This is a genomic window from Methylobacterium sp. 1A, assembly GCF_058072805.1.
Genome location: NZ_JBYQVE010000001.1, coordinates 691,091 through 704,921, shown reverse-complemented (window position 1 = coordinate 704,921; position 13,831 = coordinate 691,091). Strand labels below are relative to the sequence as shown.

Genomic DNA, 13,831 nt, shown 5'->3' with positions numbered 1-13,831 from the left:
GCGGATGTTCGAACGAACGGAACGCCCCGCGGTTCTAGCCGATCAGGCCTTGTCGCCACCTTTCAGGCGCTTGTTGCACTTGCTCCAGTACTGCGGCCATTTCGGTCCCTGCGCCGCCTTCTGCGCGTCGGTCAGGGCGCGCCACTCGGTGCCGCAGGTCTTCTGGCGATCGCGGGCGGCGGACTGGCCCGCGCTCGGCGCCCTGGCGGCCGGCGCCTCGGCGGCGGGCGGCGCCTTCGTGGGTGCTTCCTTAGCGGGTGATTCCTTGGCAGGTGGCTCCTTGGCGAGAGCCGGGCAGGCGGCGAGCAGCGGCGCGGACAGGACCGCGATCCTGACGAGACGATCGATCATCGGATGTTCCCCCTCGGGCGCCGTTCCGGCGCCCGAGCCGCAATCTCGCCGCTCTCCCGCGGCGCCGGCAAGCCCGGCCGCGCCGCCGCCGCCAGCCCCGGCGCAGCTTCGCCGTGCGACCGCGTCTACGGGCGCGGTGCCCTTGAGCGCGGCCGGGAAATCGTCTTCACTGCCGGGGCAATTCGGAAACGGCGGAGGACCACCGCGCCGCCGACGATCGGGTCCAGGAGCAGGCAAAGCATGGCAGCGGTGTCCGGGCGGCCGATCGACGTCCACACATGGAGTACGCCGAACGGCTGGAAGATCCCGATTATGCTGGAGGAGTGCGGGCTCCCCTATCGCATCGTTCCGGTGGACATCGCGAAGAACGAGCAGTTCGCGCCCGACTTCCTGGCGATCTCGCCCAACAACAAGATCCCGGCCATTGTCGATCCGGACGGTCCGGGCGGACAGCCGATCTCGGTCTTCGAATCAGGCGCGATCCTGCAGTATCTCGGCCGGAAGACCGGGCAGTTCTACCCGACCGACGAGCGCGCCCGCGTGGCGGTCGACGAGTGGCTGTTCTGGCAGGTGGCGGGCTTCGGGCCGATGCTCGGGCAGACACACCACTTCAAGATCTACGCGCCCGAGAAGCTGCCTTACGCGATCGACCGGTTCACCGCCGAGGCCAAGCGCCTCTACGGTGTGCTGGAGCGGCGCCTCGAGGGGCGCGCCTTCCTGGCCGAGGACTACTCCGTCGCCGACATCGCGACGTTCACTTGGGCGAAGCTCAACTTCAAGCAGGGTGTCGACATCGACACCCTCCCGAACGTCGCCCGGTGGCTCGAGAGCATCCTGGCGAGGCCGGCGGTGCAGCGCGGCCTCGCGGCGATCTAACGGGGCTCAGTTCTTGTTGGCGGCCTGCTGGTTCACGTCCGGCACGCGGGTCCAGGTCTGCGACCCGCACAGGATCTTGAGCATGCAGCCCGACACGTTGAGCTCGGCCTCGCTCTCGCGCTCGAGGCTGACCGTGTAGATCTTGCCTTCCTCGATATTGTAGAGTTCGCCGGTGAACTTCGCGTCGTCCGGCTTCAGACCTTCGATCAGCTGGAGACCGATCACCGGACGGGCGCGCTTCTTCGGGTCGGGATTCTTGAGGTCGGTGCGCGGGGCGCCGTTGTCGAAGGTCGGCGTCTTGAGCCAGACGACCTTGCCGCAGACCAGCTTCTGGCCGGGGCCGCAGCGGTCGATCCGGATCTTGGCGCGGCCGTCGCCGGTGAGCCAGGTGCCGGACGGGTCCTTGCCCGTGTCGGCGGAGGCGGCGGTGAGGCCGGCGAGAAGCAGGCTGGCGCTGAGAGCGAGTCGCATGGTTCGTCTCCGGGATTGGGGCGCCGCGGGCGCCCGAGGGGTGGACGAAGTCGGTTGGTGCGCGACTGAGCCGCCGCAATCGGGCGATTTTTCGGCGGTGTTGCGGCAGAGCCACGGCCGCGCTTGCCCCGCCAGGGCGCGCCGGGCAGCTTGAGGCACCGGGGGGCGCCCGCTATAAGCCCGGCGCCGAAGCGAAATTCTCGCTGCCGCGGCGTGTCCGGATCGCCGGCGCGCCGCAGATCTTTTCCACAGACAGACCGGACGCACCATGGCCACCGAGCGCACCTTCTCGATCCTGAAGCCCGACGCGACGCGGCGGAACCTGACCGGCGCGGTCAACGCCGTCATCGAGGAGGCCGGCCTGCGCATCGTCGGCCAGCGCCGCATCCGCATGACCAAGGAGCAGGCCGAGAAATTCTACGAGGTGCACAAGGAGCGCCCGTTCTTCGGCGAGCTCGTGACCTTCATGACCTCCGGCCCGGTCGTGGTTCAGGTCCTCGAGGGCGAGAACGCCGTCGCCAAGTACCGTGAGGTGATGGGTGCCACGAACCCGGCCCAGGCCGCCGAGGGCACGATCCGCAAGAGGTTCGCCGAGTCCGTCGGCGAGAACACCGTCCACGGCTCCGACAGCGCCGAGAACGCCAAGCTCGAGATCGCGCAGTTCTTCAAGGATTCCGACATCGCCGCTTGAGGCGAGGCGACGCGCGGTGGCGGGTTGGGCACACCGACCCGCCATTCGCGCGCCCCGTACCCGGCGGCGCCGGGAATGCCGCCCTGTGTGACCGGGTCGTCCTTGACGGGACGGAGCCCGGGAGCGTCCAACGGCCGAGCTTAGCCAATCTCAGCCCCCGGACGACCCCGACCATGACGATGCGCCGCCTGCCCCTGCTGATCGCGACCGGCCTGTTCGCCCTCGGCGCGACCGCCGCCCTCGCGGGCGGATCCTCGGCCCCGTTCCAGCAGTACGAGCCGGACCCCGCTCTCAAGACCGCCAGCAAGACCAACCTCGAGGGCCGCGTGCGCCACGCCTGCACGGTCGTCCAGGCCCGCATGACCAGCGCCAGCGAGGCCTCCCTGGAGCGCCCCTGCGGCTGCTACGCGCGGCAGACGCTGCGCAGCCTCGACGCCTCCGAGATCGAGGCCTACCGGACCACCGGCTACTTCAACGACACCGCCCGCGCCAAGGCGCTCTCGGCCCTGGACAGCTGCAAGCTCCAGCGCCCGGTCTGAGCGCCCAGAGCTTCGAAGGCCTCCGGGTCCGCGCACCGTCTTCGTCGGCGGAGCAGCCCCGGGGGCGGAACATGGCGAGCGTGGCGCGGCCGGATCGCGGCGCCCCGCTCGCGCGGACGGAAACGCCCGTGCTACCGCCGCCTAGAGGCTGAACAGAGCGCCGTCCGGCGCCCTCTCGTCGATCACGACGCGATCGCCGTCCAGACGGGCGCGGCCGCCCGCCACCAGGGCGAGCACCGCGGGGTAGAGCCGCCGCTCCTGCACGATCACGCGGTCGGCGAGGCTGTCGGGATCGTCGTCCTGGCGGACCGGGACCGCAACCTGGGCGACGATCGGTCCGGCGTCGAGTTCCGGCACCACGAAGTGGACCGTGCAGCCGTGAAGCCGCACGCCCGCGTCCAGCGCCTGCCGGTGCGTGTGGGTGCCCTTGAACAGGGGCAGGAGCGACGGGTGGATGTTGAGCATCCGGCCGGCCCAGGACGCAACGAAGTCGGTCGTCAGGATCCGCATGAAGCCCGCGAGGCAGACGAGGTCGACCTCGGCCGCCCGCAGCGCCGCGTCGAGGGCGGCGTCGAAACCGGCCCGGTCGGCGAAGGCCCGGTGATCGATGGCCTGCGTCGGGATGCCCGCCTCGGCCGCCCGGGCGAGGCCGGCGGCCTCCGGGCGGTTCGACAGGACCAGCACGATCTCGGCCGGGAAGGCGGGATCCTTCGCGGCCTCCAGCAGCGCCAGCATGTTCGAGCCGCGCCCCGAGATGAGGACCGCGACGCGGGTCTTGCGGGCGGACGCCATCACAGGGCGAGGCGGCCGCTGAAGGTCACCGGCTCGGGGCCGCGCGCCGTGATCCGTCCGAGGCGGACCGGGGTCTCGCCGGCCCGGGTCAGGGCCTCGTCGACGTCGTCGACCGCGTCGGCGGCGGCGATCACCACCATGCCGATCCCGCAGTTGAAGGTGCGCAGCATCTCGGCCTCGGCGACGCCGCCCTCGCGGGCGAGCCAGCCGAAGACCGGCGGCGGGGTCACGGCATCGAGGTCGACGGCGATGCCGACATCGTCCGGCAGGACCCGGGGAAGGTTGTCGGGGAAGCCGCCGCCCGTGATGTGGGCGAGCGCCCGGATCCCGTCGGTGGCGCCCAGCGCCGCGAGCAGCGGCTTCACGTAGATCCGGGTCGGCTCCAGCAGCGCCTCGCCGAGGCTGCGGCCCGGGGCGAACGGGGCCGGCGCGTCCCAGCCGAGACCCGTCTTCGCGACGATCCGGCGGACCAGCGAGAAGCCGTTGGAATGGACGCCGGAGGAGGGCAGGCCGAGCACGACGTCTCCGGGCCGGATGCCGGGCCGCGGCAGCAGCGCGCCGCGCTCGGCGGCGCCGACCGAGAAACCCGCGAGGTCGTAGTCGGACCCGTCGTAGAGGCCCGGCATCTCGGCGGTCTCGCCGCCGATCAGCGCGCAGCCGGCCTGCCGGCAGCCCTCGGCGATGCCGCGCACGATGTCGGCGCCGACGCCGGGGATCAGCTTACCGGTCGCGTAGTAGTCGAGGAAGAACAGCGGCTCGGCGCCCTGGACGATGATGTCGTTCACGCACATCGCCACGAGGTCGATGCCGATCGTGTCGTGGCGGCCGGTCTCGATGGCGATCTTGACCTTCGTGCCGACGCCGTCGTTGGCCGCGACCAGGATCGGGTCGCGGAAGCCCGCGGCCTTCAGGTCGAACAGGCCGCCGAACCCGCCGATCTCGGCGTCGGCGCCCGGGCGCCGGGTCGAGCGCACCAGCGGCTTGATCGTCTCGACCATGGCGTTGCCGGCATCGATATCGACGCCCGCCGCCGCGTAGGTCAGCCCCGTCTTCGGCTCGTTGCCGTCCTTGGCCGTCATGCCCGCGCCACCTCGCTGAATACTGGCCCCGCTCTAGCGGCTTCCCGCGCGCCGCGCGAGTCGTGCCGGCGGCGCCTTGATCGGCGCGCTCCGCATACCCACTCTGCCCGCTGGCGTGGTGTGCTGCTGGGGGGAGCGTCATCGTGCGCGCACGGGCTGTGATCGGGCTGGCCGCTGTCGTGGCCCTGGGATTGATCGTCTACCTCCTGCGGGAGGTGATGCTGCCGTTCGTGGCCGGCATCACGCTGGCCTACCTCCTCGACCCCCTGGCAGACCGGCTGGAGCGGCTCGGCCTCGGGCGGCTGGCGGCGAGCCTGCTGATCCTGGCGCTGTTCGTCGTCGTCCTCGTCGTGACGCTGCTGATCCTGATCCCGCTCACGGCCAACCAGGTCGTGGCGCTCGTCAACGCGCTGCCCGGAATGGTGTCGCGGCTCCAGGCGATCATCGCCGAGCGGTCCGGGACCCTGCTCGAGCGCGTCGGCGGCGCGAACGTCCTCAACGAGCTGCAATCCTCCGTGGGGACGCTCGCCACCCAGGCCGGCACGTGGCTCCTGGCCTTCCTGAAATCGCTCTGGTCGGGCAGCCAGGCGCTGATCTCGATCGCCTCTCTGCTGGTCGTGACGCCGGTCGTCGCCTTCTACATCCTCGTCGACTGGGACCGGATGGTCGCCGCCATCGACGGCTGGGTGCCGCCCCGGCACCGGGCGACGGTGCGGGAGCTGGCGCGCCAGATCGACGGAGCGGTCACCGGCTACGTCCGCGGCCAGACCCTGGTCTGCCTCATCCTGGGCAGCTTCTACGCCGTCGGCCTCTGGCTGGTCGGCCTCAACTTCGGCGTGCTGATCGGCCTGATCGCCGGGTTCCTGACCTTCATCCCCTACGTCGGTACGCTCACCGGCTTCATGCTCTCCGTGGGCGTCGCGCTCGTCCAGTTCTGGCCCTCCGGAGACTGGCTGCATCTTGGCCTGACCGTCGCCGTCTTCCTCGTCGGCCAGTTCCTGGAGGGCAACGTCATCTCGCCGAAGCTGGTCGGCGATTCCACGGGGCTGCACCCGGTCTGGCTGATGTTCGCCCTGCTCGCCTTCGGGACGCTGTTCGGCTTCGTCGGGCTGCTGCTCGCCGTCCCGATCGCGGCCTCGATCGGCGTGCTGGTCCGCTTCGCCCTGGCCCGCTACCTGGAGAGCCGCCTCTACCACGCCGGGCAGCCGATCCTGATCAAGCACGAGGGCAAGGACGCTTCGGCCTTGACCTCCGCGGGCGCGGGATGATCCTGAGCGGCCTATGCGCGAGAACGCCCCACCCCGGCAGCTGGCCTTCGACCTGCCGCTCGACCCCCGCTACGGGCGCGAGGATTTCCTCGTCGGACCGGCCAACGAGGCCGCCTACGCGCTGATCGAGGCGTGGCCGGACTGGCCCGACAGCGTCTTGGTCCTCACCGGCCCCTCCGGCAGCGGCAAGAGCCACCTCGCGGCGATCTGGGCCGAGCGGGCCCACGCCTGGACCCTCCCGGCCGCCGAGCTGGGTGCCGACGCGGTCCAGCACCTCGTCTCCAACGGGGCGCTGGTCGTGGAGGACATCGACCGGGCGGAGCGGCGCGACGAGGCGGCGCTGTTCCACCTGCTCAACCGCGCCCGCGAGCGAGGCTGCCCGGTTCTGCTGACCAGCGCCACGGGTATCGACGCCCTCGGCCTCACGACGCCTGATCTGCGCTCGCGGCTTCGCCTCGCGCCGCGCATCGCCATCGAGGCGCCGGACGACGCGCTCCTGCGTGCCGTCCTGGTCAAGCTGTTCGTGGACCGGCAGCTGGTGGTCGATCTCGGCGTCATCGAGGCGCTGGCCCTGCGGATCGACCGGTCGCTGGGCCGAGCCCGCGACGTCGTCGCCGAGCTCGACCGCGACGCCCTCGGGCGCGGCCGCCGCATCAGCCGGCCGCTCGCGCTGGCCGTCCTGCGCCGCATGGGGCTGGAGGACGAGCCGGACCCGAACGCCTGAAGGAGGAATACAGTGGCCGTCACGAAACTGTCGTGAAGGCCGCCGGTCTAGGGTGATACACGCTCCGCCGCCGCGAGGAGCAGAGACAGGGATCCGGGATGGAATCGACGCAGAAGCCCGTGGACCGCGACGCCGCCGATGAGGCGCCCGAGCCCCGTCGGCGCGCGACGGCCAATCCGGCGACGCGGCGGGCGGTCGCGCCCAAGCGCCTGCAGGCCGATCCGGTCGCGGAGGCGGCGGCTCCGGCGGAAGCCATTCCGGACGCCAACGACGAGTGGCCGGCCTCGGCGGCCGCGACTCCCGCGGAGCCGCCGGTCGGCGCGGCTCGCGAGCCGGTGGTGGAAGCCGGGCGAACCCTGCGCCACTCACCGGAGCGGTACGTGAATCGCGAGCTGTCCTGGCTGCAGTTCAACCGGCGGGTGCTGGAAGAGGCGTCGAACCCCAACCACCCGCTCCTGGAGCGCCTCCGCTTCCTGTCGATCTCGGCCAACAACCTCGACGAATTCTTCATGGTCCGCGTCGCCGGCCTCATCGATCAGGTCCGGGCGGGGATCACGGTCCCGTCGCAGGACGGCCTGTCGCCGTCCGAGCAACTCGTCCGGATCGGCACCGAGGTGTCGCGCCTCGCCGCCGACCAGCAGGCCCGCTGGCGGGAACTGCGCACAGAGCTGCACACGAGCGACATCGACATCGTCGAGCCCGCGGCCCTCACGGCCGAGCAGGCGGCGTGGCTGGAGGAGTACTTCCTCAACCACGTCTTCCCGGTCCTGACGCCGCTGGCGATCGATCCGGCCCACCCGTTCCCGTTCATCCCGAATCTCGGCACCACCATCGCGCTGATGCTGGTGCGGCCGAAGGACGGCCGGCTGCTGCGCGCGCTGATCCGGTTGCCTGGCGTCATCGACCGCTTCGTGCGCCTGCCGGTGAGCGACAGCGAGACTTCCGCCCGTCTGATCACCATCGAGCAGGTGATCGGGATGTTCACCGGGCGGCTCTTCCCGGGCTACCTCGTCAAGGGCAGCGGCGCGTTCCGCGTGGTCCGCGATTCCGACCTGGAGATCGAGGAGGAGGCGGAGGACCTCGTCCTGCATTTCGAGACGGCGCTGAAGCAGCGGCGGCGCGGCGTCGTGATTCGTCTCGAGGTCGAGGCGGGCATGTCGGAGGATCTGCGCAGCTTCGTCGCCGACGAACTGGAGATCGCCGCGGACGCGATCTTCCTCGTGGAGGGCATGCTGGCCCTGAATGAGCTGTCCCAGGTCGTCGGCATCGACAGGCCCGACCTGAAGTTCAAGCCCTACAATCCCCGCTTCCCGGAGCGCATCCGGGAGAGCGGCGGCGACGTGTTCGCGGCGATCCGGCAGAAGGACTTCATCGTCCACCACCCCTACGAATCCTTCGATTCGGTGGTGCAGTTCCTCGCGCAGGCCGCCCGTGACCCGAACGTGGTCGCGATCAAGCAGACTCTCTACCGGACCTCGTCCAACTCGCCGATCGTGGCGGCCCTCGCCGAGGCCGCGGAACTCGGCAAGTCCGTCACCGCCCTCGTGGAGCTGAAGGCGCGCTTCGACGAGGAGGCCAACATCCGCTGGGCGCGCAACCTCGAGAAGGCCGGCGCGCAGGTGGTGTTCGGCTTCGTCGAGCTGAAGACGCACGCCAAGCTGTCGCTGGTGGTCCGGCGCGAGGGCGACAAGCTCGTCACCTACTGTCACGTCGGCACCGGCAACTACCACCCGATCACCGCGCGCATCTACACGGACCTGTCGTTCTTCACGGCCGATCCCGCGATCGCGCGCGACGTGTCGCGGATCTTCAATTTCATCACCGGCTACGCCGAGCCGGCCGAGCTGGAGCGCATGGCGGTCTCGCCGCTGACCGCCAAGAACAAGCTCCTCGAGCACATCGAGGCCGAGGTCGCGCACGCGAAGGCCGGGCGCCCGGCCGCCATCTGGATCAAGTGCAACTCCCTGGTCGACAGCCAGATCATCGACGCGCTCTACGACGCCTCGGCGGCCGGGGTTCAGATCGACTGCGTGGTCCGCGGCATCTGCTGCCTGCGCCCGGGCATCCCCGGGCTGTCGGAGACGATCCGGGTGAAGTCGATCGTCGGGCGCTTCCTGGAGCACGGGCGAATCTACGCCTTCGGCAACGGCGTCGGGCTGCCGCACCCCAAGGCAACGGTCTACATCTCCTCCGCCGACCTGATGAGCCGGAATCTCGATCGCCGAGTCGAGGCGCTGCTGCCGATCACGAATCCGACGGTGCATCAGCAGGTGCTCGACCAGATCATGCTGGCCAACCTTCTCGACAATCGTCAGAGCTGGCGGCTCCTGGCCTCGGGCGGCTGCGAGCGGATCCAGCCCGCCGAGGGCGAGGAGCCCTTCAACGCACACAAGTATTTCATGACCAATCCCAGCCTCTCGGGGCGCGGCAAGGCCTCGAAGAAGTCGAGCCCGCGGGCGCTGAGCCGCCGCGCCCAACGCAGCTGAGTTTCGCTGCGCGGCGTCGCTGGGCTAAACCTCCCGCACGGCGCGCCGGCAGGCGCGCCGTGCTGATGAAGGACTCGGACGTTTGGGCAGCCCTCTTGCCAACCTCACCCTCGCGCACGACGCGGAGGCGATCGACAGCACCGCGCGCCATCCTGTGGCGATCATCGACATCGGCTCCAACTCGGTCCGCCTCGTCGCGTACGACGGACTGACCCGGGCGCCGACGCCGCTCTACAATGAGAAGGTGCTCTGCGGCCTGGGCCGCAACGTCCTGACGACCGGCCGCCTGAACGAGGAGGCGGTGACGCGCGCACTCGCCGCCCTGGCGCGGTTCCGGGTGCTGTGCCAGACGATGCGCGTCAGGCAGGTCTACGTCCTCGCCACGGCGGCGGCGCGGGACGCCGAGAACGGTCCCGACTTTCTCCGCGCCGCCGAGGCGGCCTGTGGCCAGGAGATCCAGCTCCTCTCCGGACGTCGCGAGGCCGAGCTGTCGGCCCTCGGCGTGGTCTCGGGATTCCACGCGCCGAACGGCGTCGTGGGCGACATGGGCGGCGGCTCGCTCGAACTCGTGGACGTCCGCGGGGCGGTCGTCGGACAAGGGGTGACCATGCCCCTCGGCGGCCTCGCCCTGCAGGACCTGTCCGGCGGCTCGGTCAAGAAGGCCGCCAAGATCGTCCGCGAGTACATGCGCAAGGCCGCCCCGCAGCTCGAGACCCTGCGCGGGCGGACCTTCTACGCGGTCGGCGGCACGTGGCGGGCGATCGCGCGGCTCCACCAGGCGGCCCGCGGCTACCCCGTCCACGTGATGCACGGCTACACGGTGGAGCCCACCGACGAACTCAGCTTCCTGCAGGTCGTCGAGCAGACCGACGTGGCGCTGCTGCAGGACGTCGACGCGATCTCCGAGGCGCGGCGCCCGCTCCTCGCCTACGGCGCCGTTGTCCTCGAGGAGATCATCCGGGTCGGGCGCCCCCGCGAGGTGGCGATCTCGGCATCGGGCGTGCGCGAGGGCCTGCTGTTCGAGCAGCTCGACCGCGACACCCGTCTGATCGATCCGCTGCTGGCCTCGGCGTCGGAATTCAACGTTCTGCGCGCGCGCTCGCCCCGCCACGGCGAGGAGTTGATCACCTGGACGGACCGGTTCGTCGCGACCCTGGACGGCCACGAGACCACCGACGAGCGCCGTCTGCGGCACGCCGGCTGCCTGCTGTCCGACGTCGGCTGGCGGGCGCATCCGGATTACCGCGGTGAGCAGAGCATCGCGGTGATCCAGAATGCCGCGTTCGTCGGCGTGGATCATCCGGGCCGGGCCTATCTCGCCCTGGCGGTGTCCCTGAGGCACACCGGCCTGGCCCCCGAGAAGGCGAACCCGATGCTCCGGAGCGTGGCCGGCCCGCGCCTGTTCGAGCGCGCCCGCCTCCTGGGCGCCCTGCTCCGGATCGCCTTCCCGATCTCGGCCGGCATGGACGGCGCCCTCGGACGGGCGCCGCTCACCGTCGAGGAGGGACGGGTGGTGCTGCGCCTGCCGCGGGACTGGGAGGCCCTGAACGGGGACCGCCTGCTGAACCGCGTCCGCGGCCTCGGGCGCATCATCGGCCTAGACGGGCGGGTCGAGCTCGCGGACGACGCGCCCTGATCCGCGCGGCGCGGGCGCCGAACCCGGGCAGGGCCTCGCTCGTCGCCGCGGTCCGGTCTCGCACGATGGCCCGGGCCCGTCGCGCGGGAGAGCTCACGCGTGCCGAGGCCGAGGGCGGCCTCATGACCGTCGCACCGGCGCTCACCGCACGCCGCCGGATCGGTGAGCGTGCGCCTGCCGACCGACATCGCCGCGGTAACGCCGGCTTAATTCACGAACCCAACTTTTTTATTGGTTGATGTCGATTCTCCTCTGAATCCGGAATAGAGCGCACCGCTCGCAAAATACGTCGGTGCGATAGACTGTCGAACACTGCCGAGCGGCAGCGTGAACGCGCGCGCCGTTCGCCCTATGATGCGAGCAACACGCAGATCCCACTCGCACATCGGAATGTTCACGCGATGAGATGGCTTGGCTATGTCTCGATTCGAGTCGTCATGTGCACGACGATACTCGCAATGGCGATGATGTTACTGGCCTACGCGGGGAATGCTCTATTCGACGCGCGTCTTCAGGCGCGACAGGCCCGGGACGCGGTCACGCTGACCCGCGCGAGTCGCCAGCTGCTCGGGACGATCCTGCCGACACGCCTCGAGCGGGGGGCAGCGCTCGCCCTGGGCGGGGATGCCTCCGCCGACCCGGAGAGCCTGAAGGCCTACGCGACGAACCGGGACGCGATGGTCGCGGGCTTCGCGAGCGTTCAGGACCTGCTGCGGGACCGGGATCTGCCCTCCGTGACGGCGACGATGGCGAGGCTCAACGCGGCTCAGGACGCCGTGAACCTGCTCCGCCCCCGGATCGATGAAGCCCTGCGCGTACCGAAGCCGAAGCGGGACCCGGCGCTGCTGCCCGCCGTGCTGACGGCCTTTCAGGAACTTCTCGACGCGCTGACGGCGACCACGGACGCCGTGGATTCGGCTATTCCGCGCTCCGACGCCGTCCTGCAGCACTACCTCGTCCTCAAGCGGTCTGCCTGGGCGACCCGTGTCGCGATCGGGAACGTCGCCCTGCGCGTGCAGACCTCGCTGGCGGCGGGAACGTCGTGGTCGCTGCCCGAGACCGTGGCGGCGGCCGAGGAGCGGGCGCGGGTCCAGTCGGCGTGGTCGAGCACCAGCGAGGCCGCCGCCCAGAGCTCGGACGCCGTGCGGTCCGCGTTCGAGAAGGCCAAGCGCAGCAATTTCGAGGGCGAGGCGGCGGAGGCGGCGCGCGCGATCTTCGACGCCCTGAGCCAGCATCGCGCGTCCCCCATCGCGTTCCAAGACCTCCGTAAGCGAAACAGCGTCGAGCAGATGACGATCGTCGATCTCGCTAATGCCGCCCTCGCCGAGATGGTGGCGCGGGCCGAGAGCCTCGCCGCGGAGGCGGACGGCGTTCTCCTGCACAGTGCCGCGGCGCTGCTGGCCGTCCTGCTGCTCGTCGGGCTGGGCCTCATGGCTCTGTTCGGGGGCGTGCTGCGCCCCCTCCGGATCATCGCCACCGCGATGCGCGCGCTGACGGGGGGCGACACCGCCGTCGCCGTCCCGGTGCGAGCGTACCGGAACGAGTTCGCGCCGATCATGGTGGCCGTGCAGGCCTTCCGGGACAATCTGATCCGCACGCGCGACCTCGAGGCCGGGGCCGAGCGGGCGCGGCTGGACGCCGACGACCAGCGCCGGGACAGCCTGCGCCAGATGGCGCAACGGTTCGAGGAGGCCGTCGGAGGCATGATCGGCTCGGTCGCGTCCTCGGCCAACGCCCTGCACGTCACGGCGCAGACGATGACCGCGACGGCCACCCAGACGGCCGGGCAGTCGACGGCGGTCGCGGCCGCCGCCGAGCGGGCCTCGAGCAACGTCAACACCGTGGCGGCGGCCGCGGAGGAGCTCGGCACCTCCGTCCAGGAGATCGGGCGGCAGGCCGACGGATCGGCGGATCTCGCGCAGAGGGCCGCGGCCGAGGCCGACCGGACCGCCGCGCGCGTCCAGGACCTGAGCAGCGCCGTGGACCAGATCGGTGCCGTCGTGGGGCTGATCTCGTCGATCGCCGAGCAGACCAACCTGCTGGCGCTCAACGCCACCATCGAGGCGGCCCGCGCGGGCGCAGCCGGCCGCGGCTTCGCGGTGGTGGCTTCCGAGGTGAAGGCCCTCGCCGCGCAGACCGCCAAGGCCACCGACGAGATCTCCGGTCAGATCGCGCAGGTGCAGGCGTCCACCGGGCAGGCGGTGGAGGCCATCGCGGCGATCACCGCGCGGATCCGCGAGATCAACGGGGCGGCGACCACGATCGCGGCGGCTGTCGAGGAACAGGGTGCGGCGACCCAGGAGATCGTCCGCAACGTCGGGCAGGCGGCCACCGGCACAGGCGAGGTCACCACGACCATGACCGGCGTCGCGCAGGCGGCCGAGGGCACCGGCCTGGCCGCGAGCCAGGTTCTCGCGGCGGCCTCCGCCCTGTCGGACCAGTCGGACCGTCTGACCGCCGAGGTCGAACGGTTCCTGGCGAGCGTTCGCGTGTCCTACGCGGTCTCCGCCGCCCAGGTCGCGATCGTGCAGCGCAGCTTCGCGACGGTGCAGGCGCTCGGCGACACCGCGGCAGAGCTGTTCTACGGACGCCTGTTCGACATCGCGCCGCAGGTCCGGTCGCTCTTCCCGGACGACATGACCGCGCAGAAGCGCAAACTCGTCGCCATGCTGGCACTGGCGGTGGCCAACCTCGACAAGCCGGAGGCGCTCGTCGCCGCCGTGCGCGATCTCGGGGACCGGCACGTCGGCTACGGCGCGCTGCAGGCGCATTTCGAGGCGGTCGGGGCGGCACTGCTCTGGACCCTGGAGCAGGGGCTCGGCCCGGACTTCACGCCGGAGGTCCGGGAAGCCTGGACCGAGACCTACCGGGTCATCGCCGGCCTCATGACGATGACCGGAGCCGCGAAGGCCGCGTGA

At 71.0% G+C, this 13,831-nt stretch carries 12 protein-coding genes; 8 read left to right on the top strand and 4 right to left on the bottom strand.

Annotated elements, in window-relative coordinates; genetic code table 11:
- Positions 1–42: 42 nt before the first annotated feature.
- Entirely contained in the window at positions 43–351 is a 309-nt protein-coding gene (locus ACX9MN_RS03420) for a hypothetical protein (protein WP_020091797.1), read from the bottom strand.
- 240 nt (positions 352–591) lie between these two features.
- Between ACX9MN_RS03420 and ACX9MN_RS03415 the strand changes: the two genes are divergently transcribed.
- On the top strand, positions 592–1,227 hold the full coding sequence (locus ACX9MN_RS03415) for a glutathione S-transferase N-terminal domain-containing protein (protein WP_056521224.1): 636 nt from the start codon (positions 592–594) through the stop codon (positions 1,225–1,227).
- A gap of 6 nt (positions 1,228–1,233) precedes the next feature.
- On the opposite strand, the gene ACX9MN_RS03410 is transcribed toward ACX9MN_RS03415, so the two are convergent.
- Complete coding sequence (locus ACX9MN_RS03410; protein WP_020091800.1) at positions 1,234–1,698, bottom strand: DUF2147 domain-containing protein; 465 nt, start codon at positions 1,696–1,698, stop codon at positions 1,234–1,236.
- A 268-nt stretch (positions 1,699–1,966) separates the two neighbouring features.
- Between ACX9MN_RS03410 and ndk the strand changes: the two genes are divergently transcribed.
- Positions 1,967–2,389 carry a nucleoside-diphosphate kinase gene (ndk, locus tag ACX9MN_RS03405; protein ID WP_091924736.1) on the top strand — a complete coding sequence of 141 codons (423 nt, stop codon included), beginning with the start codon at positions 1,967–1,969 and terminating at the stop codon, positions 2,387–2,389.
- 173 nt (positions 2,390–2,562) lie between these two features.
- A complete protein-coding gene (locus ACX9MN_RS03400; protein WP_020091801.1) occupies positions 2,563–2,928 on the top strand; it encodes a hypothetical protein in 366 nt (121 codons plus the stop codon).
- A gap of 141 nt (positions 2,929–3,069) precedes the next feature.
- Here ACX9MN_RS03400 and purN read toward each other — a convergent pair whose 3' ends face one another.
- Both purN and purM read right to left on the bottom strand, forming a co-directional pair.
- Positions 3,070–3,720: a phosphoribosylglycinamide formyltransferase gene (gene purN / locus ACX9MN_RS03395; RefSeq protein ID WP_489723692.1), complete on the bottom strand. Its 651-nt coding sequence runs from the start codon at positions 3,718–3,720 to the stop codon at positions 3,070–3,072.
- Entirely contained in the window at positions 3,720–4,799 is a 1,080-nt protein-coding gene (gene purM / locus ACX9MN_RS03390; RefSeq protein WP_489723691.1) for a phosphoribosylformylglycinamidine cyclo-ligase, read from the bottom strand. The genes purN and purM overlap by 1 nt, the downstream gene beginning before the upstream one ends.
- Positions 4,800–4,942: 143 nt before the next feature.
- Here purM and ACX9MN_RS03385 point away from each other — a divergent pair, with 143 nt between their 5' ends.
- The 5 genes from ACX9MN_RS03385 to ACX9MN_RS03365 all read left to right on the top strand — a co-directional run bounded on the left by ACX9MN_RS03385 (position 4,943) and on the right by ACX9MN_RS03365 (position 13,831).
- Positions 4,943–6,067: an AI-2E family transporter gene (locus tag ACX9MN_RS03385; protein WP_489723690.1), complete on the top strand. Its 1,125-nt coding sequence runs from the start codon at positions 4,943–4,945 to the stop codon at positions 6,065–6,067.
- A gap of 13 nt (positions 6,068–6,080) precedes the next feature.
- The gene (locus ACX9MN_RS03380; RefSeq protein ID WP_020091805.1) at positions 6,081–6,791 is read left to right on the top strand and encodes a P-loop NTPase family protein; all 711 of its coding nucleotides are present in this window, start codon (positions 6,081–6,083) and stop codon (positions 6,789–6,791) included.
- A 98-nt stretch (positions 6,792–6,889) separates the two neighbouring features.
- Positions 6,890–9,277, top strand: a complete 2,388-nt coding sequence (locus ACX9MN_RS03375; protein ID WP_020091806.1) for an RNA degradosome polyphosphate kinase — start codon at positions 6,890–6,892, stop codon at positions 9,275–9,277.
- Positions 9,278–9,359: 82 nt separating this feature from the next.
- Positions 9,360–10,913, top strand: coding sequence for an exopolyphosphatase (gene ppx, locus ACX9MN_RS03370; RefSeq protein WP_020091807.1), 1,554 nt, complete (start codon positions 9,360–9,362; stop codon positions 10,911–10,913).
- A gap of 458 nt (positions 10,914–11,371) precedes the next feature.
- Entirely contained in the window at positions 11,372–13,831 is a 2,460-nt protein-coding gene (locus tag ACX9MN_RS03365; protein WP_489723689.1) for a methyl-accepting chemotaxis protein, read from the top strand.

Bases quoted from the DNA above. Each gene is read 5' to 3' on its own strand.
- ACX9MN_RS03420 (WP_020091797.1), bottom strand. From the start codon at position 351: ATGATCGATCGTCTCGTCAGGATCGCGGTCCTGTCCGCGCCGCTGCTC.
- ACX9MN_RS03415 (WP_056521224.1), top strand. From the start codon at position 592: ATGGCAGCGGTGTCCGGGCGGCCGATCGACGTCCACACATGGAGTACG.
- ACX9MN_RS03410 (WP_020091800.1), bottom strand. From the start codon at position 1,698: ATGCGACTCGCTCTCAGCGCCAGCCTGCTTCTCGCCGGCCTCACCGCC.
- ndk (WP_091924736.1), top strand. From the start codon at position 1,967: ATGGCCACCGAGCGCACCTTCTCGATCCTGAAGCCCGACGCGACGCGG.
- ACX9MN_RS03400 (WP_020091801.1), top strand. From the start codon at position 2,563: ATGACGATGCGCCGCCTGCCCCTGCTGATCGCGACCGGCCTGTTCGCC.
- purN (WP_489723692.1), bottom strand. From the start codon at position 3,720: ATGGCGTCCGCCCGCAAGACCCGCGTCGCGGTCCTCATCTCGGGGCGC.
- purM (WP_489723691.1), bottom strand. From the start codon at position 4,799: ATGACGGCCAAGGACGGCAACGAGCCGAAGACGGGGCTGACCTACGCG.
- ACX9MN_RS03380 (WP_020091805.1), top strand. From the start codon at position 6,081: ATGCGCGAGAACGCCCCACCCCGGCAGCTGGCCTTCGACCTGCCGCTC.
- ACX9MN_RS03375 (WP_020091806.1), top strand. From the start codon at position 6,890: ATGGAATCGACGCAGAAGCCCGTGGACCGCGACGCCGCCGATGAGGCG.
- ACX9MN_RS03365 (WP_489723689.1), top strand. From the start codon at position 11,372: ATGGCGATGATGTTACTGGCCTACGCGGGGAATGCTCTATTCGACGCG.